General features: G+C 55.0%; 22 protein-coding genes. 13 read left to right on the top strand and 9 right to left on the bottom strand.

The features are described 5' to 3' along the window. The first annotated feature begins 1,071 nt into the window (after positions 1-1,071). From lspA to RBH33_RS05150, 5 genes are all read left to right on the top strand, one after another. Complete coding sequence (gene lspA / locus RBH33_RS05170; protein ID WP_306731075.1) at positions 1,072-1,746, top strand: signal peptidase II; 675 nt, start codon at positions 1,072-1,074, stop codon at positions 1,744-1,746. 136 nt (positions 1,747-1,882) lie between these two features. Next, positions 1,883-2,806 carry a D-alanyl-D-alanine endopeptidase gene (pbpG, locus tag RBH33_RS05165; protein ID WP_306731074.1) on the top strand — a complete coding sequence of 308 codons (924 nt, stop codon included), beginning with the start codon at positions 1,883-1,885 and terminating at the stop codon, positions 2,804-2,806. Positions 2,807-3,046: 240 nt separating this feature from the next. After that, positions 3,047-3,253: a cold-shock protein gene (locus RBH33_RS05160; protein ID WP_306731073.1), complete on the top strand. Its 207-nt coding sequence runs from the start codon at positions 3,047-3,049 to the stop codon at positions 3,251-3,253. 114 nt (positions 3,254-3,367) lie between these two features. Next, positions 3,368-4,756 carry an ATP-dependent RNA helicase DbpA gene (gene dbpA / locus RBH33_RS05155; protein ID WP_306731072.1) on the top strand — a complete coding sequence of 463 codons (1,389 nt, stop codon included), beginning with the start codon at positions 3,368-3,370 and terminating at the stop codon, positions 4,754-4,756. A 69-nt stretch (positions 4,757-4,825) separates the two neighbouring features. Next, positions 4,826-5,026: a DUF2905 domain-containing protein gene (locus tag RBH33_RS05150; RefSeq protein WP_306731071.1), complete on the top strand. Its 201-nt coding sequence runs from the start codon at positions 4,826-4,828 to the stop codon at positions 5,024-5,026. Between the two features lie 659 nt (positions 5,027-5,685). Here the strand turns inward: RBH33_RS05150 and nirD are convergent. Genes nirD through cobA form a run of 3 tightly spaced genes read right to left on the bottom strand, consistent with a single transcriptional unit; the run spans position 5,686 to position 9,454 of the window. Next, positions 5,686-6,054, bottom strand: coding sequence for a nitrite reductase small subunit NirD (nirD, locus tag RBH33_RS05145; protein WP_306731070.1), 369 nt, complete (start codon positions 6,052-6,054; stop codon positions 5,686-5,688). A 30-nt stretch (positions 6,055-6,084) separates the two neighbouring features. Then, on the bottom strand, positions 6,085-8,622 hold the full coding sequence (gene nirB / locus RBH33_RS05140) for a nitrite reductase large subunit NirB (protein WP_373568228.1): 2,538 nt from the start codon (positions 8,620-8,622) through the stop codon (positions 6,085-6,087). 10 nt (positions 8,623-8,632) lie between these two features. After that, a complete protein-coding gene (gene cobA, locus RBH33_RS05135; RefSeq protein ID WP_306731069.1) occupies positions 8,633-9,454 on the bottom strand; it encodes a uroporphyrinogen-III C-methyltransferase in 822 nt (273 codons plus the stop codon). Between the two features lie 445 nt (positions 9,455-9,899). Between cobA and RBH33_RS05130 the strand changes: the two genes are divergently transcribed. From RBH33_RS05130 to moaB, 3 genes are all read left to right on the top strand, one after another. Next, entirely contained in the window at positions 9,900-12,623 is a 2,724-nt protein-coding gene (locus RBH33_RS05130; protein WP_306731068.1) for a nitrate reductase, read from the top strand. A 129-nt stretch (positions 12,624-12,752) separates the two neighbouring features. Beyond that, positions 12,753-13,778 (top strand): GTP 3',8-cyclase MoaA, encoded by a 1,026-nt coding sequence (moaA, locus tag RBH33_RS05125; protein WP_306731067.1) that lies wholly within the window; start codon positions 12,753-12,755, stop codon positions 13,776-13,778. Positions 13,779-13,807: 29 nt separating this feature from the next. Next, the gene (moaB, locus tag RBH33_RS05120) at positions 13,808-14,314 is read left to right on the top strand and encodes a molybdenum cofactor biosynthesis protein B (protein WP_306731066.1); all 507 of its coding nucleotides are present in this window, start codon (positions 13,808-13,810) and stop codon (positions 14,312-14,314) included. An 8-nt stretch (positions 14,315-14,322) separates the two neighbouring features. Here moaB and RBH33_RS05115 read toward each other — a convergent pair whose 3' ends face one another. The 3 genes from RBH33_RS05115 to nudE form a co-directional block, all read right to left on the bottom strand. Then, the gene (locus RBH33_RS05115) at positions 14,323-14,532 is read right to left on the bottom strand and encodes a hypothetical protein (protein WP_306731065.1); all 210 of its coding nucleotides are present in this window, start codon (positions 14,530-14,532) and stop codon (positions 14,323-14,325) included. 154 nt (positions 14,533-14,686) lie between these two features. Continuing rightward, positions 14,687-15,514, bottom strand: coding sequence for a 3'(2'),5'-bisphosphate nucleotidase CysQ (gene cysQ, locus RBH33_RS05110; RefSeq protein ID WP_306731064.1), 828 nt, complete (start codon positions 15,512-15,514; stop codon positions 14,687-14,689). Continuing rightward, positions 15,507-16,055, bottom strand: coding sequence for an ADP compounds hydrolase NudE (nudE, locus tag RBH33_RS05105; protein ID WP_306731063.1), 549 nt, complete (start codon positions 16,053-16,055; stop codon positions 15,507-15,509). The genes cysQ and nudE overlap by 8 nt, the downstream gene beginning before the upstream one ends. 36 nt (positions 16,056-16,091) lie before the next feature. Here nudE and yrfG point away from each other — a divergent pair, with 36 nt between their 5' ends. The 3 genes from yrfG (at position 16,092) to hslO (ending at position 18,132) form a co-directional block, all read left to right on the top strand. Then, a complete protein-coding gene (gene yrfG, locus RBH33_RS05100; protein ID WP_306731062.1) occupies positions 16,092-16,757 on the top strand; it encodes a GMP/IMP nucleotidase in 666 nt (221 codons plus the stop codon). 8 nt (positions 16,758-16,765) lie between these two features. Then, positions 16,766-17,155, top strand: coding sequence for an RNA-binding S4 domain-containing protein (locus RBH33_RS05095; protein ID WP_306731061.1), 390 nt, complete (start codon positions 16,766-16,768; stop codon positions 17,153-17,155). Positions 17,156-17,253: 98 nt separating this feature from the next. Continuing rightward, complete coding sequence (hslO, locus tag RBH33_RS05090) at positions 17,254-18,132, top strand: Hsp33 family molecular chaperone HslO (protein WP_306731060.1); 879 nt, start codon at positions 17,254-17,256, stop codon at positions 18,130-18,132. A 326-nt stretch (positions 18,133-18,458) separates the two neighbouring features. Here hslO and RBH33_RS05085 read toward each other — a convergent pair whose 3' ends face one another. Continuing rightward, positions 18,459-18,734 carry a hypothetical protein gene (locus RBH33_RS05085; protein WP_306731059.1) on the bottom strand — a complete coding sequence of 92 codons (276 nt, stop codon included), beginning with the start codon at positions 18,732-18,734 and terminating at the stop codon, positions 18,459-18,461. Between the two features lie 372 nt (positions 18,735-19,106). On the opposite strand from RBH33_RS05085, the gene RBH33_RS05080 reads away from it, so the two are divergent. After that, positions 19,107-20,246 carry an AGE family epimerase/isomerase gene (locus RBH33_RS05080; protein ID WP_306731057.1) on the top strand — a complete coding sequence of 380 codons (1,140 nt, stop codon included), beginning with the start codon at positions 19,107-19,109 and terminating at the stop codon, positions 20,244-20,246. A gap of 8 nt (positions 20,247-20,254) precedes the next feature. Here the strand turns inward: RBH33_RS05080 and RBH33_RS05075 are convergent, their stop codons facing one another. Both RBH33_RS05075 and RBH33_RS05070 read right to left on the bottom strand, forming a co-directional pair. Beyond that, positions 20,255-21,253 (bottom strand): LacI family DNA-binding transcriptional regulator, encoded by a 999-nt coding sequence (locus RBH33_RS05075; protein WP_306731056.1) that lies wholly within the window; start codon positions 21,251-21,253, stop codon positions 20,255-20,257. 193 nt (positions 21,254-21,446) lie between these two features. Then, on the bottom strand, positions 21,447-23,033 hold the full coding sequence (locus RBH33_RS05070) for an MFS transporter (RefSeq protein WP_306731055.1): 1,587 nt from the start codon (positions 23,031-23,033) through the stop codon (positions 21,447-21,449). Positions 23,034-23,416: 383 nt separating this feature from the next. Here RBH33_RS05070 and RBH33_RS05065 point away from each other — a divergent pair, with 383 nt between their 5' ends. Further along, the gene (locus RBH33_RS05065) at positions 23,417-25,288 is read left to right on the top strand and encodes a sodium:solute symporter family protein (protein ID WP_306731054.1); all 1,872 of its coding nucleotides are present in this window, start codon (positions 23,417-23,419) and stop codon (positions 25,286-25,288) included. Positions 25,289-25,354: the final 66 nt, after the last annotated feature.

Genomic DNA, 25,354 nt, shown 5'->3' with positions numbered 1-25,354 from the left:
GTGCCTGGCTCCTGGCCTGATCAAAGATGCTTGCAGCCCTATAGGGCGGACGCTTTTATGGTGAATCTATGGGGCGATGAAGCACCATGCAGCTAGGGGAGGGGTAGGTTCCAAAGTTGCAGCGGCCTGTCCCGGACACCGTCCCCCCAGAGCAGTTTTTCTATGCAGTAAATTGAAAAGGAATTCACCACTGTTTAATCCCGGTAGTAGGTGGGGGGGTGGCTTGAATCACTCAGGGCACGCGGCTCCCTGACCGGTGGGGTAACCTTCTTTACAAGAGCGGGAGTTTCTAAGGGGGGGTATAGCCCCCCGTGTTGGGTCCTTCTGGTAGGGTGAGCCATGCGGAGCGCGAACCCGCGTTTTCTCGTCAGAGATACAAACCTTAGGGGGGTTGTGGTGGTAGAGGCGGGGGCACACTTCTGGTGGAAATGCAGGTTCAATAACTGGGTTGTCGGTGTGGTCTGGGGGTACTTTTGGGGGTATCTAAATTAGAAGTTTTTACGGAACCCATGGGGCGTTAGGGCTCTGGCCGATCTTACGAAGAAGCCTCTGGCACCATAAACAAACCCTCGGCCTGAAAAGGCCGGGGGTTTTTTTATGGTGCCTAGGGGTGGGATGGAAACCACATCGGTTCGACAAAATTGTCGGGAACAATTTTGGACGCCCGAAGGGCGGGCCGTAGGCCGAGCCCCAAGGATGGGGCGAGCATTGACTCAGCGCATCCCTGTGCTTCGCCCTTCGGGCAGCTTCGCTGTCAATCGCGGCTATCCTGCCGCGCTTTCCGCCTCTGGCTGGATGGAAACCACACCGGTTAAGGCATCCTGCCTTTGGGTTAGAGAAAAGAATGCCCATAGTCTAAGGCTACTGGGGGTGTGCAGGGTGAGTGTTCAGCAAGCCTCAAAAGAGGGACCTTTTGAGGCAGTCCCCAGGGAGGGGTTTACGACGTTTGCTGAACACTCATCCTGCACGGCCCGGGGGCTAGCTTACGGAGTGGTTAATTCGACTATTTATTCCAGACAACAGTGCGCGAAGACGGGAATCCATGAGCAACTGGCTGAGGATCGGCTATATATGGGTCCCCGCTTGCGCGAGGACAACAGGGTCAGAGGCGACGCCTACCTAGTAGAGGAGAGCCTAAACGCCCAGAACTCCCCATCCCAAGCGCTGTCCCATAGCCGCTTACAGCGCTTTCCCTTTCGGACGCCGACAGTTAATCTACCCGCCGTGTATTTCGAAGCCGTTAGAGACAAATCCATGAAAACCAGTGCAAGAATCGCCTTGATCGCGGCCATATCCCTGCTGACCGTCGGTTGCGATCAAGTCACCAAGGTATTGGCGGCGGAATACCTGCCCCGGGGCGAGGTTTATAGCTTTCTGTTCGATACGGTACGGATTGGCTATGCCGAGAATAGGGGGGCCTTTCTCGGTTTGGGGAGCAATCTCTCGCCGGAGCTGCGTTTCTCGCTTTTTGTGGTGATGGTGGGGGTGTTTTTGCTGGGGTTGGTGGCCTATATGCTGGCAAGCCGCCAGTTGAATCGCGCGTCAATTGCCGGCTTATCTCTGCTCTTTGCGGGTGGCCTAAGCAACTTTTACGATCGGCTGTTCAATAACGGCGCTGTAATTGATTTTATCAACATGGGGTTGGGCCCGTTGCGCACGGGTATTTTCAATATTGCCGACATGGCGATTTTGCTCGGTTTAGTTATTGTGATCTTCTCTCGCCCGCGTGAAACACCTCCCGCCTGATTGCATCGCAGTGTGATCTTGCACCACTTCTTTTAACCCTTTTTTGGTTTATGCTTCGCCTGCGCAAAGGAGACGTGTCGTAAAAATCCCGGGATTGGTATAACCTGCGAAGCAGTTTACATTTAGGGTATTTGAAGTGAGCAGATTCTTTCTTTGGGCCTTGCTGATCAGCGGCCTTTCCACCGGTTCCGTTTTTGCCAGCGAGCGCGACGCAAACGCCTTGCAACTGGCCTCCGTAAGCGCAGCAGTTGCGCGACTGGGTTCGGATGAACCAGAGTTTTCAAAGCGTGGCGATTGGGTGATGCCCATCGCTTCCATTACCAAATTAATGACGGCTCTGGTCGTGCTCGAATCGGAACAGGATCTTGATGCATGGCTGCCGGTGGTTAAACGGGCTCGTCCTGCTCCGGTGAATGCATTCTCCCGAATTCGTTTGGAGTCCGAGGCCACACGGCGTGATCTTTTGCACTTGGCGCTTATGTCATCCGAAAATCGCGCCGCTTACCTTTTAGCTCGCCATCACCCAGAAGGTTATGAAGCATTTATTGAGGCAATGAACGCGAAAGCGCGCGCTTTGGGCATGAATAACACGCATTTTGTAGACTCCACGGGCTTATCCGACGCCAACGTGTCCACCGCCAGCGACTTGGTTAAGTTGGCTAATGCCGCTTACGAGTATCCGCTTATTCGTGAACTCTCGACCAGCTCTGGCCGGTGGGTTCAGTTTCGCGGCCCCCGCTATGGTTTACAGTTTGGCAACACCAACCCCTTGGTGCGCAGCGGCCGTTGGGATGTGTCTTTGAGCAAAACCGGTTACCTGAACGCCTCTGGGCGATGCCTGGTCATGATCGCGGAAATGGGCGGCGAACCTCACGTTGTTGTCCTGTTGGACTCTCTGGGAACGCGCACTCCACTGGGTGATTCTGGTCGTATTCGCCGTTGGTTGGAAACCGGTGTGGGGGGCAATGTTGCCGCTGCTGCTTTGAACTATGAGCGCCAACGCGCCTCTGAAATCGCCGCTGAACTCGAAGTGGCGTCGCCGCAATCCGCGGGTCTTTGACCGCGGTCCTAGGCGCGGCGGCCTGTTCAGAGAATCAGCGCCGCCGCCAATTAAAAAAACTTGACAGGGCAGTAGAACGCGTTACTATGGGAACAGCTTGAAAGTAAGCCTGATATTTATGCAAAATCATTTCGATGTCCTACCTGTAGTTATCGTCCTGTACGTCATAAGTAGAAGCACATTTCTAGCACCACGACCTCACTTGAGGTCAACTCAACTTTTGATGAATAGGAAAAGACTATGTCTACAGTAACTGGCACCGTAAAATGGTTTAACGAAGCAAAAGGTTTTGGCTTTATCGAGCAAGAATCTGGTCCCGACGTTTTCGCCCATTTTAGCGCCATCTCTGGTTCAGGCTTCAAAACCCTGGCCGAAGGCCAAAAAGTTACCTTTACCGTAACTCAAGGTCAAAAAGGTCCTCAGGCCGAAAACATCGTAGCTGCCTAAAAACAGCGCCGGGCTCACCAATGGTGAGCTCGATCGAGAAAGGGGTGGAGCCTTCGGGTTCTGCCCTTTTTTTATGCCTGATTCTTTATTGGTACCGCAATGAACGAAAATTCCATGAGTGAAACCGCTTTCGCCTCCCTGTCCCTAAAGCCTGAGTTACTTAAAAACCTCGACGCTCTGGGCTACGCCACCATGACCCCGATCCAGGCGCAAAGCCTACCCCATGTTCTGGCTGGGCGAGACGTGATTGCTCAGGCCAAAACCGGCTCAGGTAAGACCGCCGCGTTTGGGCTGGCGGTGTTGCAAAACCTGGACGTTAGTCGGTTTCGCATTCAGGCTCTGGTGCTCTGCCCAACTCGGGAGTTGGCAGACCAAGTGGCTAGGGAGCTGCGGCAGTTGGGCAGGTTGCTCCACAACATTAAAATTCTGACGCTGTGCGGCGGTACGCCATTCGGCCCGCAAATCCATTCCTTGAGCCACGGCGCCCACATTATTGTCGGCACTCCTGGACGTGTCGAAGAACATCTGCGCAAACAAACCCTAAGCCTGGAGTCGTTGACCACTTTTGTTTTGGATGAAGCGGATCGTATGTTGGACATGGGGTTTCAGGAATCCCTGGATAAGATCGCCGAGTATGTGCCGACGAACCGGCAAACGCTGTTGTTCAGTGCCACTTATCCTGACGAAATATCGGACATTTCAGCGCGAGTTACCCGCGACCCAGAGCGGATTACCGTGACTAACACACACACGGAAGCAACCATTCGTCAGGAGTTGTATTGGCTCAGTGACGACGCCGAACGCAGCGTGGCGGTACGCTTGCTTTTGCTGACGCTAAGACCGGAATCGGCACTGGTGTTTTGTAACACCAAGCGCGAAACACGCGAGCTGGCCGAAGAGTTACGCCGCAGCGGTTTTAAGGCTTTGGCTTTGCACGGTGACTTGGAGCAAAACGACCGGGACCGCACGCTGTCGTTGTTTACTAACCGCAGCGCCTCAGTATTGGTGGCCACCGATGTGGCCGCTCGTGGTCTGGATATTGAAAAGCTGGACGCGGTGATCAACTACCATTTAGCACGCGAGCCAGAGGTGCATGTGCACCGCATAGGACGCACCGGCCGTGCTGGCGGAAGCGGGCGTGCCTGTTCACTAGCGATCGAACGTGAAGCCGGCAAGGTGGAGCGGCTCGAAGCCTACTTAGGTGCACAGATCGACAAGGTGCCATTACCGCCACGCGCGTTGCTTGGCGAGCCCGCTTATTTACCGCCCATGGTGACGTTGCAAATTGGTGCGGGTAAAAAACAAAAGCTACGCCCCGGCGACATTCTTGGTGCGCTAACCGGAGCCGGTGGCATTAAGGGTGACCAGGTGGGGAAAATTGTCATCAGTGATTCCAGTGCGTTAGTGGCGGTCAGTCGGCGCGTCCTAGACGACGCTCTGGATAAGCTCAGTCAGGGTAAATTAAAAGGACGATCATTTCGGGTTCGTCGAGTGGACAGCTGACCCAATCGGTCCCGTGTTTCGATCGTGCTAGCATTGGCGTTGTCGAGTTAACGCAAAGAGGGGGAATGTATGCAGAAAGTTTTGGTCATTCTCGGAGTGACACTGATTTTGGTGGCACTACTCTGGCCATGGTTGAAGCACATTCCTCTGGGACGACTGCCCGGCGATATAATTATTCGCCGCGAAGGCTTTACGTTCTTTTTCCCCATCACCACCATGATTCTTGTTAGCGTACTTCTGTCTGTTTTGGCGCTCTTCTTCCGGCGTTAAAATCAGCTTTTAGCAGACGCTGTTGTCCGGAATAATTTAGGTAGATGGTGTAGGTCCACGAATTGCTTGGCCTTGCACCAGTTATGTAAATCAGAAACTCGAAGACCTAACTGCTGGCGATGCACTTCGTAAGGTCAATCCCAGGCGCTTCCCACGAGGCTTTTCGAAAACGCCGTGGACCCATCCCTGGGGGCTCTCCCACCGGAGCGCCGGCCGCAAGCTCCCTCTTGTGAGAGTTTCGAAAAGCCTCCTGCGAATCGCCTTCCTAACCGAAACTAACTCATTCTTACCTTGGACTCCCCGCTGTCGCTGGCAATGGGGTGGGAGACTGGAAATGAGCTCAATGGCCTGATGCAAGGTGGGACGCGTAGGGTGAGTGTTCAGCAAGCCTCAAAAGAGGGACCTTTTGAGGCAGTCCCCAGGGAGGGGGTTACGACGTTTGCTGAACACTCACCCTGCGCGGCCCGAGGACTGGCTTACGAAGCAGCTTAGTTCACTATTTGGACAACCGTACGCATTCAAAGGGGGTGACGGATTCTTACGCGGGGTGATAAGCCAATACATAGGGCAGCGGTTTTACGAGCGCACAAAAAAAGGGGGCAGCAAGCTGCCCCGGAGGTCGACTTCATGAAGCAATGAAGAAGAAGGGAGGGTAAACGTTAGATTTGTACTTGTACTTTCCCGTCAATCACCTGTACGGGATAAACGTTTACCTTGTGTTCAGGGGATTCCAGGCACTCTCCAGTGCGCAGGTCGAAGTGTTGCTTGTAAAGGGGCGAGGCCACCACCACCGCATCCCCAATGGAACCGATAATTCCGCGCGAAAGAACGTTGGCTTTACCGATGGGATCGTAGTTCCCAATGGCGAACACCTCATCCAAACGGCTGGAATACAAAAGGGCAATTTGCTGCTGATTGATCAACGCACAAATTCCGGTGTTGGGTGCCAAGTCTGTTAGCTCGCACACATCCACCCAGGGGGCTTCCGTGATGATCGCTTCAGCGGCAGCGCTGTTAACTGAGTTCATGTTCTGCTCCTTTAATTAAGGGTTCAACAATTAGCCGTTCAGTTCCACCAGAGGAATGTTATTTTTCCGTTCCTCTTCGGTAGCTGGTCGGCGTTGACCGCGCTCGGCGACGTAGGCCAGGTTGTTGTCTTGTTCATCGCTATTGATAAAGTGGCGGAAGCGCTTGAGTTTCTCCGGGTCTTCCAGAGTGGTCTTCCACTCGCATTGGTAGTTGGCTAAGTTACTGGTCATGTCGTCTTCCAGCTCTTGGCCGATCTTCAGCTTGTCTTCGATGACAACCTCGCGCAGATAGTCCAAGCCGCCTTCCAGGTTTTCCAGCCAGACAGACGTGCGCTGTAGGCGATCTGCCGTTCGGACGTAGAACATGAGGACCCGATCGATGTACTTGATTAGCGTATCGTCGTCGAGATCCGTCGCGAACAAATCAGCATGGCGGGGACGCATGCCGCCGTTACCGCACACGTACAGGTTCCAACCTTTCTCGGTGGCGATTACACCGATGTCCTTGGATTGCGCTTCCGCACATTCGCGGGTACAACCGGATACAGCAAATTTCAGTTTGTGTGGTGAACGTAAGCCCTTGTAACGGTTCTCAATGGCAATCGCCATATCAACACTGTCCTGAACCCCGTAGCGGCACCATGTGCTACCCACACATGACTTAACCGTGCGCACTGACTTGCCGTAGGCGTGGCCGGTTTCGAAACCGGCGTCCACCAGCTTGCGCCATATCTCAGGCAGTTCGTGCAACTGAGCGCCGAACAAGTCGATGCGCTGACCACCGGTGATTTTTGTATAAAGGTTGTACTCTTTGGCGACCTCGCCCAACACGACCAGTTTGTCCGGTGTGATCTCACCGCCAGCAATGCGCGGTACGATAGAGTAAGTACCGTCTTTCTGCATGTTGCCCAAGTAGATATCGTTGGTGTCCTGCAGGCCAATGTGCTTGTCATCCAGCACGTATTCGTTCCAAAAGGAGGCCAAAATGGAGCCGACAGTTGGCTTACAAATGTCGCAACCAAGCCCCTGGCCATGACTGTCCAGCAGTTCGTCAAAGGTTTTGATTTTCTTCACGCGCACGATATCGGCCAGCTCCTGCCGGCTGTACTGAAAGTGCTCACACAGGTGGTTGTTCACTTCCACACCCATGGAGCTTAGCTCCGCGTCCATGACCTGCTTCACCAGCGCAGTACAACCACCGCACCCGGTAGATGCGCCTGTGCAGGATTTGATTCCGGCCATGTCCGCGCAGCCACCCTGTACTGCTTCGCGTACGTCACCTTTGCTGACGTCATAGCAGGAGCAGATTTGCGCGGTGTCGGGGAGAGCATCCACGCCCATGACGGCGCCGCCACCCTCGGTTTGGGGCAGAATGAATTGTTCGGGTGATTCGGGTAGATCCATCTCGTTGACGCACAGCTGTTGCAAGGTGCCGTACGCTTCGGCATCGCCCACCAGTATGGCACCCAGCAATTTCTTGCCGTCGGCGGATACCACCAAGCGTTTGTACACTTCGGCAACGCCATCGCTATAGGTGTAGCACTGAGCGCCCGGGGTTTGCGCCAGAGCGTCACCGACACTGGCCACATCCACACCCAGCAGTTTCAGCTTGGTGCTCATGTCGGCACCCGTAAATTGTTCGGCGCCGCTAAGAATGTGGGACACAGCCACTTTGGCCATGTGGTAGCCAGGCGCAACCAGTCCAAAGATTTGGTTTTGCCAGAGAGCGCACTCACCAATAGCATAAATATCCGGGTGGGAAGTCAGGCAGTTGTTGTCGATCACAATGCCGCCGCGCTCGCCCATATCCAGGCCACAGTCACGAGCCAGTTCATCCCGAGGCCGGATGCCTGCAGAGAAGATCACCATGTCGGTTTCCAGGTGCGACTCGTCCGCGAAGTGCATGCGGTAGCGGCAGGTCTCGCCGGCTTCAATACGTTGAGTGTTTTTGCCCGTGTGAACATCCACGCCCAAGGCTTCAATTTTACGGATCAGCAGCTGGCCGCCGCCTTCATCCAGTTGACGCGCCATCAAGCCTTTGGAAAATTCCAATACATGGGTTTTCAAGCCCAGGTTCTTCAGGGCATGTGCCGCTTCAAGACCCAACAGACCACCACCGATAACCGCACCTACTTTGCTCTCACTGGCCGAAGCGGTAATGGCTTCCAGATCTTCAATGGTCCGGTACACCAAACAATGGGGTTGGTCGCCGCCGGGAATGGGCGGCACAAAAGGGTAGGAGCCGGTAGCCAAAACCAGTTTGTCATAGGTTTCAGTGCGGCCACTGGCGGTACTGACGCTGCGGTTATCCGGGTTGATGGCAACGACTTTGTCGTTAAGCGTGTAGATCACGCCGCGGTCACGGTACTCAGCTTCTGTGGTCAGCGACAGGTCATCTGCGGTTGACCCGGAAAAGTAACTGCTAAGCTTAACCCGGTCGTAGGCGAGTCGGGGCTCCTCGGAAAAGGTAATGATCTCAAACTGATCCTGCTCCGCGGTATCGAGCAAGGTCTCAATAAACTTATGACCGACCATGCCGTTACCGACAACAATAATACGCTGTTTCATCAGTGACTCCTCAAGCTGAAAGACGTTGCTGCTGGTCATCGAGATTCATCATCGAGAGCCAGTGTTCCGGTTGCAGTTGCGCTCGCAAGCTAACCACTTCGCCAACGATAATTAGGGCGGGTGATTGCACTGCCTGCTCGGCAACTGTTTGCGCAAGCTGCGCTAAAGTGGTTGTAAGTACGCGTTGATCTTTGCGGCTACCTTTTTCGATAATGGCTACCGGTGTGCTTGCGGACATGCCGCCGCGCTTCAGCTCTGTAGCAATGGTGCTTGCACGGGTCACACCCATGTAGAACACCAGTGTGTGATCCAGTTGTGCCAGCGCACGCCAGTTCACATTCAATTCTTTGTCCGCGTGGGCAGTGACAAACGTGCAGCCTTGGGAGAGGCCTCGGTGCGTCAGTGGAACGTCCGCGCTAGCACTGCATCCCGAAGCGGCGGTAATGCCAGGAATGACTTGCGCCTCGACACCGGCTTGGCGCAGCACCAGAAGCTCTTCGCCACCGCGACCAAACACGAAGGGGTCACCGCCTTTGATTCGGCATACCTGCAACCCCATTTTTGCTTGATCCACCAGTAGTTGGTTCAAGTCTTCCTGCGCGATGCTGTGGTGATTTTTGGCTTTGCCTACATAAAGAGCCGGTACACCCGCCGGGAACAATGCGCGAATGTCGCCACTGACCAACTGATCGTAAAAAATAATGTCCGCTTGTTCGATCGCACGCACAGCCTTCACGGTTAGCAGTTCTGCATCACCTGGGCCTGCGCCAACCAGCCACACCTTGCCGGCATCACGCTTTGCTTCTCTGTGTGCTGAAAGATCACTGTGCATGGCTAAAACTCTCGTAGTGGTTTTGCTGGATATGATTGGTAGGGAGCAAGGACAATGCCAGAAGCGGAAAAACATTTTTAAAAAAATTTAAATTTATAAGTTTCAATAACTTAACTTGCGTACCCGTCTGTAAAGCCCACTTTTAAAGGGGGGGCTGCATTGCTGGCTGGGCACTAATGAAGTGCACGTGCGCACTTTTTTAAAGCAAACGAGTGTTGGCGGCACCCGTTTGGTATGCATCATCCTGGTTCAAGTGGTGGTGCACGAGCACCGCAAGTGTGCAGGCGTCGCCTTTTTGGGGCTGCTCAGGCCGAAATCTTTGAATTCCAAGCTTTAGGTCCCAAAGTTTTGCCTGTTGGAGGGAGTTGGTTTGGTTATTGCAATTACCGGTAATACAAAGGCGGTGCGCTTTCAGCGCGGGACCATTGATCCGAAAGGTTGAGTCATGACACATCAAACATTAGTGCCTACTGTGAACCACTATGACCCGGAAGACGGATGGACGAAAACTACCTGTGCTTATTGCGGCGTCGGTTGTGGGGTTGAGGTAAAGGCGAGAGCGAACAGTCGCGTGCTGGATGTGCGCGGGGACCAAAGCCACCCTGCCAACTATGGGCGCCTGTGCTCGAAGGGGTTAGCGCTTGGGGAAACGGTGGGTGAAGAGGGGCGATTGCTGCATCCGAGCATTGAGGGTGTAAGAACGTCGTGGCCGGAAGCCTTGAGTCACGTTGCCGATCAGTTTAACGAAGTCATCCGCCAACACGGAGCGGAGTCGGTGGCATTTTACGTGTCTGGTCAGCTATTGACGGAAGACTATTATGTGGCCAACAAACTGATGAAGGGATTTATCGGCAGTGGAAACATCGACACCAATTCCCGCTTGTGTATGTCTTCCAGTGTGGCCGGCCACAAGCGGGCATTCGGAAGTGACACGGTGCCAGGTTGTTATGAGGACCTTGAGCAAGCGGATATGCTTGTGCTGACCGGATCCAACTTGGCTTGGTGTCATCCCGTGCTGTACCAACGTATCAAAGCGGTTAAACAGCAGCGGCCCGATTTTAAAATTGTGGTGATCGACCCCCGACGCACCGACACCTGTGACCTAGCGGATTTGCATCTGGCCATAGCGCCGGGTACCGACGTGGCACTGTTCAATGGCTTGTTGGCGCATCTGGCGCAGCACGGAATCGTGGATGAGGATTACATTCAGAGCCACACGGAAGGTTTCACTGAAGCTCTGGTAACCGCCATGGGACATGCGAGCAACCGACGCACTCTGGCCACTCGTCTGGGTGTGGATGACCATCAGTTGGAAACGTTTTTCCAATGGTTCGCCGATACTCCAAAAGTGGTAACCGTGTACTCCCAAGGAGTCAACCAATCCAGTGCTGGAACTGATAAGGTAAACAGCATTATTAACTGCCATCTGGCGACGGGTCGCATCGGGCAACCGGGCAGCGGGCCCTTTTCAGTCACTGGCCAGCCCAACGCCATGGGTGGGCGGGAAGTGGGCGGCTTGGCCACGACGTTGGCCGCACACATGGAATTTGATAACCGCGAGCACGTGCAGCTGGTGCAGGATTTTTGGGGCAGTGAACGGCTGGCTCGCGGGCCGGGCTTGAAAGCGGTGGATATGTTCGATGCCATCGAAAGCGGGAAGATCAAGGCCGTGTGGATCATGGCCACGAACCCAGCCATGAGCTTACCCAACGCGGATAAAGTCCGGCGCGCCTTGGAGAAGTGCCCTCTGGTGGTCGTATCCGATTGCATGGCGGATACGGATACGGCGCGTCTGGCGAATGTGCTTTTGCCGGCAACCGGTTGGGCAGAAAAGTCCGGCACCGTGACTAACTCCGAACGCAGGATTTCTCGCCAACGCGCGGCGCTGCCAGCCTTGGGGGAAGCCCGCCCGGATTGGTGGATTATTACCCAGGTTGCGCAGCGCATGGGGTTTTCCGAGGCGTTTGGCTATCAAAGCGAAGCCGATATTTTTCGCGAGTATGTGGCGCTGACCGCGTATCGCAATGACGGCACCCGGAATTTGGATTTAAGTTTTTACCAAGGGCTGACAGACGCCGAGTATCAACAGATGCTGCCTCGGCAATGGCCCGTGCGGAAGGGGGCGGATATTGGGCGTAACGCCAAGCGCCTGTTCGGTGATGGGGTCTTCTCTACGCCCTCCGGCCGAGCGAATTTTGTAACGGTGAGCCATCGCCCGCCGAAAACGCAGGTAGACTCAGAATACCCGCTAGTGCTTAACACCGGGCGTATACGGGATCAGTGGCACAGCATGACCCGTACCGGTCTATCGGCGCGCCTTTCTGGCCATAGCCCAGAACCTTTTGTAAATATTGGCGCGCAGGATGCGGCGCGCTACCAGTTGCAAGACGGCGCTTTGGCCGATGTGACCAGCCACTGGGGCAGCGTAAGGGTGCGCGTACAGGTCAGCGACCAGTGCCAGAAGGGGCAGATCTTCATGCCCATGCATTGGAACGATGTGTTCGCCAGTAAGGCCCGGGTCTGCGCGTTGATCGGTGAAAATTTAGACCCGATATCCGGGCAGCCGGAAAATAAGTTTACGCCGGTTAAGGTGTCGCCTTGGCAAGGTAAGTCGGAAGCGATTCTGGTTATGCGCGATAGGCGACCGGATCTGGATTGCGATTACTGGGCGGCACAACCCATTGAGGGCGGTACCTTGTACCACATTGCCAGCCGCCGCTCTCCGGCCGAGTTGGACGCCTATCTACAAAGCCTCTGTCCTGGCTCGGCGGAATCGGCACAGCACCTGACTTTTGGGCATCCAGAGCAGGGTGAGTTTCGCCATGCGGTGCTTCGCCAGCAACAGCTGCTGGCGGCTTATGCCCTGGCAAAAAGTTTTGGCGATAAAGAGTTCAGCTGGTTGGGGCAATTACTGACCCCCGCGTTGGATGGAGGCGCTTTGGGCGCCCTGTTTAAAGGCGAACCAAGCGCGAGTTTGGCTGGTGGTCGCCTGGTTTGCGCCTGCAAGCAGGTGGGTTACAAAACCCTCTGTGACGCGATCCGAACTCAGAACCTGGGATCGGTGTCGGAGCTGTGCGCCGTGACCCAAGCGGGCACAGGCTGCGGCTCTTGCCTGCCTGAGCTTGAGCAGATTGTTGCCGAGGAAAAGGCCGATGCCACAGCGGCTTAGCCGACGCTAAAGTGGTCAGCTAATGCGCTTTGTGTGTGCGTTGCATTGCCACGCCAGGGATGTCATTCTTTGTTGGTTAGCGAATTATCCCGTTGCGACTCCGCTTGGTGTCGCCTGCAAGGTTAAAGCATGACGTCTGAAACACTTCCGTCTTCGGCTGCCGCTAGTTCTCAACTCGTGGATGGCTTTGGCCGGCGTATTACCTACGTCCGCCTATCGGTAACTGACCGGTGCGATTTGCGCTGTCGTTACTGTATGGCGGAAGACATGACCTTCCTTCCCCGTCACGAAGTACTCAGTATCGAAGAGCTGGCGCGCCTGGGCACAGTATTCACTGAATTGGGCGTCAGTAAGATTCGCGTAACCGGCGGCGAACCATTGATCCGGCGTGGCATCGTTGATCTGATGGACTCTCTTGGTCAGCTGCCAGGCCTGAACGATTTGTGCATGACCACCAACGCCACCCATATGGCCCAGTACGCTCAAGCGCTAAAAGACGCGGGTGTAAAACGCATAAACATCAGCCTAGACAGCCTGAATCCGGAGCGCTTTCGCTACTTGACCCGACACGGCGATTTGGCGCAGGTGCTGGAAGGTATTCGTGCTGCTCAGCAGGCGGGATTTGAGCGAATCAAACTGAATTGCGTAGCCTTGAAAAATTACAACGCTGATGAAGCGCCCGAGTTGGTCAGGTTTGCGCTCAACGAAGGCTTGGATATCAGTTTTATTGAAGAGATGCCTTTGGGCCAAATTACCGACCACGGCCGGGCGGCAGAATTTGTCAGCAGCGCCGAGTTGCGTGAGTCCATCGAGCAAAAGGTGACTTTGCGCGCTACGACTCATGACAGCGGCGGTCCAGCTCGCTATTGGCAAGTGCCTGGCTACGATTCCCGCATCGGTTTTATATCCCCCCACAGCCAAAACTTTTGTGCCAGCTGCAACCGGGTGCGGGTAACCGCCACGGGCCGGTTATTGTTGTGCCTGGGGCAGGAAAACAGCGTCGACTTGCGCGCACCTCTACGGGAAAGTTCGGGCACCGAGCAGGTGCGCCAAGTTATCGTAAACGCCATGGCGCAAAAACCCAAAGAGCACGATTTTACTCACCAGCAGGATGAACCCCAGATTTTGCGTTTTATGAACGTCTCTGGGGGCTGACCGCGAAGCCATTGAATAGAAGCGTTTTTATGAGCAGTAGCAAACAGTTTACCGCCTTGAATATCTGTGTCCTCACCGTGTCGGATACCCGCACTCGGGAGCAGGACACCTCGGGACAAAAACTGCAAGATATGCTGGAAACGGCCGGACACACTCTGTACCAGCGGGAATTGATTCGCGATGAGGTGTATCAGATGCGCGCCGTGGTGTCGGCCTGGATAGCGGACCCTAAGGCACAGGTGGTGCTGATTACCGGCGGGACCGGGTTTTCCGGACGCGACAGCACACCCGAAGCCATGGCGCCGCTGTTTGATAAGACCATCGTGGGATTTGGCGAGCTGTTCCGGCAGATTTCCTATGAAGAAATCGGCACGTCTACGATCCAGTCCCGGGCGCTGGCCGGGTTGGCAAACCGCACGCTTGTTTTCTGCCTGCCGGGCTCAACGGGCGCGTGCACCACAGCGTGGGAGAAAATCATTAGCCATCAGCTCGATAGTCGACAAGGCCCCTGTAACTTTGTGGGGCAACTGCTTTAAGTCTTCGGCTAAAAGGCGCGCGGTAACTTCTCAAGCATACTGCGGCGCGATTGAATCAGCTCTTTGTAGGTCTGAATCATGCTGAAGTCTACGCTCTGCTCGTGCAGGTCGGTAGAGTCCAGCTGACGCTCAAAGCCGGTGATTTCCGCGATCAGCTTTTCCTGCAGCTGTTCTGTGGGGTTGAAGTTGACGCCGAGGGCGTTCTGGGGCCGGATCATGCTGTTCTCCTTCTGACTATGCCCTTATTGTTCCTTTAGCATAGCTCACTGCCAAGCCCTAAATATGTGCCCCGCTAGACAATTTTGTTTGTTAAGGCGCTCTGAATGCGGATTTCGCCGTGTTCCGGTTATATAACAGTGAAACGTGCGCCCCTTATGCATCAAGTAACTGGGTCCACTGGAATTTCGGGTCTCCAAGGGCATAAAAATCCGGGTTGAGTAGGGATTCTTTGGTGTTGTACTCAAGCGGCTGAAAATCCGTCCCCACGATAGCCCCGCCAGCCGCGTTTAATATGGCGTGGGGCGCTCCTGTATCCCACTCGCTGGTTGGCCCCAAACGGGGATAAATATCGCCCAAACCTTCTGCCAAGTGGCAAATCTTCAGAGCGCTGCCCATGGGTTGGGTTTCCACCGGCGCGCTCCAGCGTTCAGCCATTCGCTGCAGCAAGGGGGCCACGGCCGCTTGCCCGTGGCGGTGACTGGTCAGGGCCACCAATGGCCGGTTCAGTTGCAGCGATCGGGCGCGAACGGGCACTGGCTTGCCTCGTGCTGGGTACTTCCAGGCGCCCAGCTGAGAACTGCCCAGGTAACTGTCGCCGCTGACCGGCGCATGCACCACGCCGAGATAGGGCGCATTCCTCTCCATTAAGGCAATATTGATGCAAAATTGATCATTGCCGGCGATGAATTCCTTGGTGCCGTCCAGTGGATCGATCAGCCAGTAGTGCGACCATTGCCGGCGTTCGGAGAAGGGGATGTCGCAGTCTTCTTCGGAAACGACGGGTATAGAAAGCAACTTCGGCAAGCCCTGCGCCAATACCCGGTGAGCGGCCATATCGGCGGCGGTAACCGGGGAGTCGTCGGCCTTGTGTTCCACTGATAAGTCCAGCCCCTGGCGGACCTCCATAATAGCGGCGCCCGCTTCCCGTGCCAGAGACAGCAAGGCTTCACCCAATTGGGCATCGTCAAACTGGTTAACCATGTTTTTGCATCCACTCCCGGGCGAGAAACAACGCCGCGATGGTGCGGCCTTCAGAGACGTCCTCTTGCATAACCAGCGTTAACAAATCGTCAAAATCCCAAACCTCCACTTCGATAGGCTCGGGTTCATCTCCCGGCAGCCGCTCGGGGTACAGATCCCTTGCCAGCACCACATTGATACCGTGCTCCATGTAGGCGGGCGAGAGGTCGAAGCGCTTTAAAAATTCAAGGCGACCTGCGCCATAGCCGGCTTCTTCCTTGAGTTCGCGGTTGGCGGCGTCCAGCAGCGACTCTCCCTGGTCAATGGCGCCCTTGGGGAGGGCTAGGTGATAGTCGTGAATGCCCGCGGCGTACTCGCGAATCATTACCACGCGATTGTCGTCCAGAACGGGAATGATCAATACCGCGCCGGGGCCACCCTTGCACAGCTTCTCGTAAATTCGCTCTTCGCCATTACTGAAGCGCAAATGCAGTTCATCGGCGCGAAACAGGCGGCTGCGCGCTACGGTATGACGCTTTAATATCTCGGGTTTTGTGGGCATACTGGGCTTCTTCTTCATTAGCGACTCACTGTGCCCATGATCAATTGGCAACAAATCGACACAGTACTACTGGATATGGATGGTACCTTGTTGGACCTCCATTTCGACAATTTTTTTTGGCTCGAGCATTTGCCCAGGCGATACGCGGAGATTCACGAGCTGGATGAATCCACCGCCGCCGCGCACCTGCACGAGCTGATTCGGCGCCGCCGCGGCACACTTGAATGGTACTGCCTTGAGCATTGGTCCGAGGCGTTGTCGGTGGATGTTCGCAAGCTGAAAGAAGAAATCAAGGACAAGATCCAGATCCGCCCCCACGTGGAAGACTTCCTCACCCGCCTGCGTCAGCTGGATAAGAAATTGGTGCTGATTACCAATGCCCACCCGCAGAGTTTGTCCCTGAAGTTGGATGTCACGGCCATTGATCGTTGGTTGGACATTGTCATTTCCTCTCACGAGTTCAAAGAGCCGAAGGAGGTGCAAGCCTTCTGGCATGCGCTGCGTGAGCGTGAACATTTTGACCCCGCGCGCACTCTATTTATTGATGACACCACGAGTGTGCTGGAGTCGGCCAAAACTTACGGTATCGGCCACTTACTGTGCATTCATCAGCCGGACAGTAAAACCAGCCGCACGGTGGAGGGTTATCCTGCCATCCACCATTTTGACGAAATCATGCCTCCCGGGCTACTGGGGCGCTAGGGTTACCGATGGACAAGGTTCGAATCGATAAGTGGCTGTGGGCGGCGCGCTTTTTTAAAACTCGCAGCCTGGCCAAGCAAGCGGTTGACGGGGGCAAGGTCCACTGTGATGGTCATCGAGTGAAACCCAGCAAGGACATTACTGTGGGCTTAACGCTGCGCATTCGTCAGGGCTTTGATGAGAAAACTGTGCGTGTGGCTGCGCTCTCTGATCAACGCCGGGGCGCCCCCGAAGCGGCGCTTTTGTATGAAGAAACTCCTGAAAGCATTGCCGAGCGTGCGGAGCAGGCAGCTCGCCGCAAAGCGGGTATGAGCGCGCATCTGGTGAGTGATCACCGGCCCAACAAAAAAGAGCGACGGCAGATACACAAGTTTCAGCGCCAGCAGGGAGAGGAGTAAGCCGCTGTTTGCTCGCCTAATATTTTCATTGGCCTGTTCGCGACAGTTTGATTATAAGGCTCGCGCTCACCTCCAAAGCTTACATAGTGAAGTAACCCATGACTGACAAAGATGTACTACACAGATTTTTATTCGATGACTGCGATGTGCGCGGCGAGATCGTAACTCTGGTCGACAGCTATCAAGAAGTGCTCAGTAATAATCATTACCCGGCCCCAATTCAGCGCTTGCTGGGTGAGTTTCTTGCGGCCGCCAGCCTGCTGTCCAGTACGCTGAAGTTCGATGGTATGATCAGCATTCAAGCCAAGGGCGACGGGCCGGTGGCGATGATCATGGCCGAGTGCAACAAGCACCGGGACTTGCGCGGCATCGCTCGTCTCAACCCGGATGCGCCCCAAGTTGCCAACGAGGAACACAGCTTGCGTGCGCTGCTGGGGCAAGGCGTTATCGCCATCACCATAGAGCCCGATAAGGGGCAGCGGTATCAGGGGCTGGTGCCCATGGAGAGTGACACTCTGGCCGGTTGCCTGGAACACTACTTCTACCAGTCGGAACAACTCAAAACGCGCCTTTGGTTTGCGGCGGATGACCAAGTGGCATCCGGCTTCCTGTTGCAAGCCCTGCCTCGCCAACTGCACGGCGACGAGGAAGAGAACCAAGATCATTGGGAAACCCTGTGCGCACTCAGCGATACATTGAGCCGAGAGGAAATGTTGGGGCTGGACCAAAAAACACTGCTGTACCGACTGTTCCACGAGCAGCCCTTGCGTCTGTTTGATCCCGCCAATTTGCGTTTTTCCTGCAACTGCTCTCGTGAACGCAGTGCCCAGGCGCTTTTATCCTTAGGGCGGGAGGACGTGGAAGAGCTCCTGGTGGAGCGGGGCAGTATCGATATTGACTGTCAGTTCTGTAATCGCCACTACCATTTTGACGCTGCAGACGTGCGGGCTTTAGTGGGTGGCGATACCCTCCATTAGTCGAATATTCATTGTTCAAATGAAGACGTACAGTCCTGGGTGGCGATTTAGCCTGGGGTAGGAGCGGCATAAAAAACTTTGTAGTCATATTGACAATATGGCGCCGATTGCCTTATGATCACTTTTACTATAAGTCGGTTGGCCAAATTTCCTACCTTTGGCCGGTCCATTCAGGGGTCTATTGGGAGGCTGCTGAGTGGGGATACTGACTTATAGGGATTGTAACGAGTGAAGCTTGTTGTGTTCAGAGCTCTCCATGTTTTCCCGGGCCAGCGGTCTAACCGGCACTGGCCCGGGCTTTTATGTCTACTTTTCCCTTGCCCTTCCTATTTGTTTCCCCAGATTTTTGCCACCGCCCGATCACTTCCTAGAAATCCCACAACCAGCGCCACAAGTCCCACCAGTCCGAAAATCACTACCGGAGCCCAGTAACCGGTTTCAGCATCCGCCGGTTTGAACCATGCGACGGCCCCTGCTAGGACAACAAAGATCGCGCCCATGGCCAACAGTATTGTGCGGTTCATCGGTCGATAGGCGTAGGGCTGATCCCCGCCTTCAAACCAGATCAGGATGGGATTAAAAAGCTTGCGCAGCAATGACATAGGCTAGAGCCTCTCGGGTTGAGGGGGCGAGAATGAGGGGTCCGATTATACCACTGGTGCTGACTCGCGACATTGCAGGGTCTTACCCCAATGTCTGAGGCCTCCTCTAAGACACAAAAAAAGTTTGCCGAGTTGTTGAAACCGGTTACATTTTGCGGCATGATGCAGTCCTGCCTGGGATTTATTCCGGGCGGAGAGTTGTTTGTGGCTTTTCAGGGTGACAAGCCGCGGAACTCTAGCCCAAGCTGTTGTTGCCCCGGCAGGTTCTGCCGGGGCTTTTTTGTGTTTGGTCCTCCCATTGAAACCAGCGATAATGGCTGCCCTCTCCACCACACACAAAGACCACCAGAAAGGTTTTAAAAGGACAATTGAATGACGCATTCGCTGAACGAGCTCGCCCGCCGGTTGGAAGAATGGACGGTCCGGGACGCCCTGCCACTCTGGCAGCGAGTGGGTACGCATCCGGAACGCAAAGGCCACTATGAGAGCCTAAACGAAGACGGCAGTCCGGCCGTAGATTCAAATGTTCGGGTTCGGGTCCAGGCACGCCAAGCTTTTGTGTACGCCATTGCCTCCTACCGAGGCTGGTGCCGGGGCGAAGAGATGGCGCGCCAGTTGATTGCCTTTATGGAGGATCACACCGCTCACCCGAGCGCGGGTGGCGGTTTTACACACCTGTTAGACGCCAACTTTACCGTCATCGATGCGCGCCAGGATTTGTACGACCACGCCTTTGCGGTCCTCGCCTATGCCTGGGGTTACCGCGCCTTTGGGGATCTGAGCTATCTCGCCAGTGCGGAAGCGTTGGTGGCCCACTTGGATGCACGCTTTGGAGCGGATTTTGGCGGCTGGTTGGAGGGGGATTACCGTTACACCTACCGGCGACAAAATCCGCATATGCACCTATTGGAGGCCATGTTGGCGCTCTACGATGCCACGAGCCAAGCCAAGTGGCTCGCGCGGGCAGGTGAGTTGGTGAGTCTGTTCGAAAGTCGCTTTTTCGATCCCGACCGACAGGTGCTGTTCGAATTCTTTGAGCCCGATTGGAGCCGAAGCGACTCCCAGGAGGGGCAGCAGGTGGAGCCGGGCCACATGATGGAGTGGGTATGGCTATTGGATTGGTACAGCCGCCGCTCGGGTCGTTCGGTGGACACATACACGCAAGCCCTGTATCGCAAAGGCTTGGAGATCGGTTTAAGCGAGAGCGGTCTAGTCTACGATGCCGTGACGCCGGATGGGCAAGTGCTGAAGGGCACCAAGCGTTGCTGGGGAATCACTGAATTGATTAAAGCCAGTCTGGTGCGAGCCCGAGCTGGCGATCCTGATGCGGAGCAAGTGGCGGCCCGCGCGCTGCACAACCTGTTCGAATACTACCTGTGCGCTTCAACCCCTGGAGCCTATGTGGACCAGCGGGATGAGCGGGATGAGATTAGCGTGAGCACCGCCCCTGCCAGCACCCTATACCACTTATTGGTGCTCTTGGCAGAGGTGCAGGATTATGTGCACAGGTGACGCAACGGTTAGGAGGACCGTGCTCTCGCCGTACTTTTGCGCACAATAAACTCTGACGGCAGAATGCATTCGGGTTGGTTAAGGGTCTCACCGCCAATCAGTCGCACCAGCATGTCCACGGCCAGCTTACCAATGTCCCCGGCGGGCTGGGAAATGGTGGTTAAGTTCGGGTCGCAATATTTAGCGTAAGGAATATCGTCGAAACCGGTCACGGATATGTCTTCCGGCACCCGCAAACCCTGGGCTTTGAGGGTCTGGATGGCACCAATGGCCATCTCGTCGTTCATACAGAAAATAGCGGTCGGCCGCTCTTTCATGCCGCAAAACTGAAGGGCACAGTTAAGGCCGGACCACATGGTGAAGTCCCCCTCGGCCACCAACTCTTTTTCAAACGGGATGCCCGCTGCTTCCAAACTTTCTTTGTAACCTGCCATGCGATCGATGGAGTGTGGGTTGTCCGTAAGCCCGGAGATCACTCCAATACGTCTGTGTCCGAGCGATATCAGGTAGTCCACCATGGTTTTGGCGGCGCCGCGGTTATCGATACGGATGGACGGCCCGGCGGTGTCCTCACAACCGCACGCGTTGACGCTGGCCAAATCGGGTGGGATCACATCGTGCATCTTGCTGGAGTGGGGGCGCAATTGAATCAAGCCGTCCGCCAGTCGGGTTTCTACCCGCCGTATGTATTCCAACTCCCTTTCCGGCATACCGCGCGTATCTCCTAAAAGTACCGCATAGCCTTTTTGCTGGGCTCGATCTTCTATGGCACTGATCACTCCCGAATAAAACGGGTTGGCAATGTCTGGTACCAGAACCACTATGGCGTAAGAGCGAGTGGAGCGGAAATTCCGCGCCAGCATGTTGGGCCTATAGCCGACTTTGGCAATGGCCTTGTGGACCTTATCCAGGGCTTTGGTAGACACCTTTTCTGGTGCACTTAAAGCCCGAGATACAGTGGCAACGGATACACCCGCCTCGCGGGCAACGTCTCGTATATTGGACATGGATGGAACTCTTTAAGAGTTTTGTCGTTGGCGGATAAAGATACCAAGTTACTACAGGCTGGCCTGACTGGCTAGCTGTACACGAGGGTTAGAACAACAAGTTGTGTTCTTCTGAAGTTTTGTTTCAGGCTCACAAACAAAAAGCGCCCCCGAAGGGGCGCTTTTTTCGTTACGTCAGTGTAAACCAGCCAACTTAGCTGGTGGCTACACCGGCTTGGGCGCGGCGAGCCAGCAAGTCCGCTTCGATTTCACCCATGCGCTTGGTGTTCAAGGGGTAAACCACCAGCAGTGCAATGGACACGAAGGCGAATATGGCTGGGATCCAGCTCATAAGTTGGATCATGCCAGTCGTGGCCTGGGCAATTGTGGCAGGATCCGTTCCCACGTAACCGTAGGCGCTCAGAACAATCAGTACCAAAGCGCCGGCGAAACCACCACCGGTTTTCTGAATGAAAGTGCCGGCGGAATAGAACAGGCCAGTAGCGCGACGGTTGTGTTTCCACTCGGAATAGTCGGCCGCATCGCCCAGCATGCTGAAAATCAACACCGGCATAAACGCGGCAAAGAATTCAGCAGCGCCACCAATGATGAACACATAAAGAATGTCTTCTGGGCCCGCAAAGAACAGAAGGCTCGTGAGTGCGCCGCTCGCCACCAGAGAAATGGTGAACAGCGTTTTCTTGCCCATCATGCGGGTGAGATAACCGGCCACCAGAGCCGCAAAGATGGAGATGAGCAGCAAGACGATGAAGTACCAGCCCGCCAACGTCGCCTGGCCTACGTAGTGGGTGAAGTAGTAAGCGATCACGCCGTACTTGATGCCATTGAACATCATGGTGAGAAAGCCTAGGCCCAAAATCATCAGCCAGGGCTTGTTCGTCAGTAGGTCGATCAGGTCGCGTTGGGACGGCGTGGTGTTGCTCTCAGGCGTTCTAATCAGCTTCCGAATAAAGTAACCGGTAATGAAGAGCACGATGGCGCACACTATGCCGGTGTAGTACGGGTTCAGCCGGATCTCAGCGGTGGGGGATTGGGTTGCGCTGTAAAAGAACACCGCGATCGCCAACAATGGCACGATAATCAGGGGCAGGTTTTTGCTAAGGTCCTTCAACTCCTGGCTGAACGGTGCCTGACTGGCCGTGGACTGTACCCGCTCGCGCGTAGTGAAAAAGGTAATCATGCACAAGGCAACCAGTAGCGTCGCAAATATGTACATGGTGTATTGGTAACCTTGGGCGGTGTCGCCCTGGCCAAAGAACGCTACCAACTGCGGTGTAAAGCCCATCACCAGCACGCCACCTGCGAAGGCGCCCGCAAAGCGGTAGCCTGACAGTACGCTACGCTCTTCGTGGCTGGGCGTCATGACGCCCATCAACGCTGAATAAGGCACATTGTTGACGGTGTAGGCCAGCGTCAAACCGATGTAGGTAAAGTAAGCCCAGACCAACTTCATCTCAGTACTGACATCCGGCGCGGTAAAGGCCAGGATCATAAATAGGGCCAGCACAGGCGCTGACCAGAGTACCCAGGGGCGGAACTTTCCATGCCGCGACTTTGTGCGGTCGGCCACCATGCCCATAATGATATCGGTCACACCGTCGGACAGTCGCACGACGAGCAGTAACGCGGCGGCTGCGGCGGCTGAGATGCCCAGGGTGTCGGTATAAAAAATGGCGAGATAGGCAAGAGCGCCGCGCCAGACCAGGTTGGCGGCCGCATCGCCCATGGCGTAGCCGCTTTTTTCCAAGATGGATAGTTTGTGTTGGGAAGCTGCTGACACAGAGCACCTCGTTCTAATTTATTATTGATTGGGAGAAATCGGCGCCTAGAATAATGGGCCGAACCCTAAAAGTACAGGAGATTTCGGTACCTTAGTCTGCGCAGAGCTAGCAATGACGCGGCTGGCGCGAAGTGTTTGACAGATTTCCGTCGAGGCCTAAGCGTATGGCGGTGCGATTTCCACTACCGGTGTCCTTGTCGAGTTCGGTGTTTCTTCTGGGCCTGAAGATATTGCAAGGCGCCATGTAACCGATTACACTTTGCGTTTTCGCACGCCAGGCGCTTTCGATCCCCCGTCTTGGCAGGGAAGCGGAACCGGAAGACAAAAAGCTCGTTGCCGGACCGTAATTGGGCGACGCCACGATAATAGTCGGAATTCATTTCATGCAGCTTGATCTCGCCTTTATAGATATCGCTATCATTGTGCTCTACGTGGTGGCGACGCTCGTCATTGGTTTTTGGATTTCAGCCCGCGCCTCCAAAAACATTCGCAGCTACTTCCTGGGTGGTAACAAGCTGCCCTATTGGACTCTCGGCATATCCAACGCCTCGGGCATGTTCGATATCAGTGGCACCATGTGGTTGGTCTATCTGCTGTTCATCTATGGTCTGACCAGTGTTTACATCCCCTGGCTCTGGCCGGTGTTCAACCAAATTTTCCTGATGGTGTTTCTATCGGTGTGGTTACGTCGCTCCGGCGTAATGACCGGCGCCGAGTGGATCACCTTCCGTTTCGGTGAAGGCACCGGTGCTAGGCTGTCCCACCTTGTGGTGGTGGTGTTTGCACTCATCAGCGTGATCAGTTTCCTCGCCTACGGTTTTATTGGCATCGGCAAGTTTGCCACCGTGTTCTTGCCCTGGGAGTTGTCAGCGGACCCCTATTGGAACGAAGTACTCTACGGTCTGATTATTACCGCATTGACTACCGTGTACGTGGTTAAGGGCGGCATGTTCAGCGTCGTGTTCACGGAAGTGCTGCAGTTTTTCATCATGACCGTTGCCTGTATCGCCGTAGGTGTCATCGCCATGAAGCTGGTCTCCCCGGAAATGCTGGCGGCGGTCGTGCCCGATGGTTGGACCAGTATATTTTTTGGCTGGGAATTGGATTTGGACTGGAGCGGCACCCTGGAGGCGGCCAACGTCCGAATCCTGGAGGATGGCTATTCCTTGTTTACCATCTTCATCATGTTGGCGTTGTTAAAAGGCATTTTGCAGAGCATGGCGGGCCCCGCACCCAACTATGATATGCAGCGGGTGCTGTCCGCCAAGTCGCCCACGGAAGCGGCCAAAATGAGCTGGTTCGTAAACGTGGTTTTGCTGTTCCCCCGCTATATGCTGATTGCCGGTCTGACGGTGTTGTCACTGGTATTTTTCATACCTGAGCTGCGGGCCATGGGCACGGATGTCGACTTTGAGCAAATTCTTCCTCTGGCCATGCGCGAGTTTATGCCAGCCGGCTTCCTGGGGCTTCTGATCGCGGGCTTGCTGGCAGCCTTTATGTCCACTTTTGCGGCCACTACCAACGCCGCCCCCGCTTATGTGGTTAACGATATTTACAAGCGCTACATCAATCCGGATGCCGACCCTAAGCGCTATGTATATATGAGCTATATCGTCTCCGTTTCGTTTGTCGTGTTGGGGGTGATAATCGGCCTGTTTATTCCCAACCTGCATACCATCATTCAATGGATTGTGGGCGCGCTATTCGGAGCTTACGTGGCCTCCAATGTGCTCAAGTGGTACTGGTGGCGATTCAATGGTTTCGGCTATTTCTACGGCATGGTTACGGGCCTGGCCATCGCTCTTCCCATGGCGCTGACGGATCTTTCACCCTTACACACCTTTCCCTACATGTTGGCGGCCAGTTTGTTTGCCTGCGTGGCGGGCTCCTTGCTGACCAAACCCGATGATATGGAAGTTCTCAAACGCTTCTATGTGAAAGTTAGGCCTTGGGGCTGGTGGGGGCCGGTGCGCGAAGCTGTGCAAGTGGATTACCCGAACGTAAAGGCCAATACCGATTTCGGACGTGACGCGGTGAACGTCTTGGTCGGCATGGTCTGGCAGACGGCACTGGTGGCTGCGCCGATCTTTATGGTTATCAAACACTGGCCGGAATTCATGATTGCTTTGTTGGTCATCGCGATTACCAGCCTGTTCCTGTGGCGTAACTGGTGGTGCAAGTTGCAGGACTACCCAGACGATATGCCGGCGGAGCTCGTGGAGCAGGCCGACGCTGCCATTATTTCAAAACACTGAGTCTCCGCCCCGCGGAGTCACTAAGGCTGCAGTACGCAAACAGTTATTGAACACAGAGGTATCTGA

Origin of the sequence: Marinimicrobium hydrolyticum (assembly GCF_030848505.1) — a bacterium.
In the GTDB taxonomy this organism is placed as follows: domain Bacteria; phylum Pseudomonadota; class Gammaproteobacteria; order Pseudomonadales; family Cellvibrionaceae; genus JAVDDU01.
This window is presented reverse-complemented; position numbering and strand designations above follow the sequence as displayed.

Bases quoted from the DNA above. Each gene is read 5' to 3' on its own strand.
- lspA (WP_306731075.1), top strand. From the start codon at position 1,072: ATGGGTCCCCGCTTGCGCGAGGACAACAGGGTCAGAGGCGACGCCTAC.
- RBH33_RS05160 (WP_306731073.1), top strand. From the start codon at position 3,047: ATGTCTACAGTAACTGGCACCGTAAAATGGTTTAACGAAGCAAAAGGT.
- dbpA (WP_306731072.1), top strand. From the start codon at position 3,368: ATGAGTGAAACCGCTTTCGCCTCCCTGTCCCTAAAGCCTGAGTTACTT.
- RBH33_RS05150 (WP_306731071.1), top strand. From the start codon at position 4,826: ATGCAGAAAGTTTTGGTCATTCTCGGAGTGACACTGATTTTGGTGGCA.
- nirD (WP_306731070.1), bottom strand. From the start codon at position 6,054: ATGAACTCAGTTAACAGCGCTGCCGCTGAAGCGATCATCACGGAAGCC.
- nirB (WP_373568228.1), bottom strand. From the start codon at position 8,622: ATGAAACAGCGTATTATTGTTGTCGGTAACGGCATGGTCGGTCATAAG.
- cobA (WP_306731069.1), bottom strand. From the start codon at position 9,454: ATGCACAGTGATCTTTCAGCACACAGAGAAGCAAAGCGTGATGCCGGC.
- RBH33_RS05130 (WP_306731068.1), top strand. From the start codon at position 9,900: ATGACACATCAAACATTAGTGCCTACTGTGAACCACTATGACCCGGAA.
- moaA (WP_306731067.1), top strand. From the start codon at position 12,753: ATGACGTCTGAAACACTTCCGTCTTCGGCTGCCGCTAGTTCTCAACTC.
- moaB (WP_306731066.1), top strand. From the start codon at position 13,808: ATGAGCAGTAGCAAACAGTTTACCGCCTTGAATATCTGTGTCCTCACC.
- RBH33_RS05115 (WP_306731065.1), bottom strand. From the start codon at position 14,532: ATGATCCGGCCCCAGAACGCCCTCGGCGTCAACTTCAACCCCACAGAA.
- cysQ (WP_306731064.1), bottom strand. From the start codon at position 15,514: ATGGTTAACCAGTTTGACGATGCCCAATTGGGTGAAGCCTTGCTGTCT.
- nudE (WP_306731063.1), bottom strand. From the start codon at position 16,055: ATGCCCACAAAACCCGAGATATTAAAGCGTCATACCGTAGCGCGCAGC.
- yrfG (WP_306731062.1), top strand. From the start codon at position 16,092: ATGATCAATTGGCAACAAATCGACACAGTACTACTGGATATGGATGGT.
- RBH33_RS05095 (WP_306731061.1), top strand. From the start codon at position 16,766: ATGGACAAGGTTCGAATCGATAAGTGGCTGTGGGCGGCGCGCTTTTTT.
- hslO (WP_306731060.1), top strand. From the start codon at position 17,254: ATGACTGACAAAGATGTACTACACAGATTTTTATTCGATGACTGCGAT.
- RBH33_RS05085 (WP_306731059.1), bottom strand. From the start codon at position 18,734: ATGTCATTGCTGCGCAAGCTTTTTAATCCCATCCTGATCTGGTTTGAA.
- RBH33_RS05080 (WP_306731057.1), top strand. From the start codon at position 19,107: ATGACGCATTCGCTGAACGAGCTCGCCCGCCGGTTGGAAGAATGGACG.
- RBH33_RS05075 (WP_306731056.1), bottom strand. From the start codon at position 21,253: ATGTCCAATATACGAGACGTTGCCCGCGAGGCGGGTGTATCCGTTGCC.
- RBH33_RS05065 (WP_306731054.1), top strand. From the start codon at position 23,417: ATGCAGCTTGATCTCGCCTTTATAGATATCGCTATCATTGTGCTCTAC.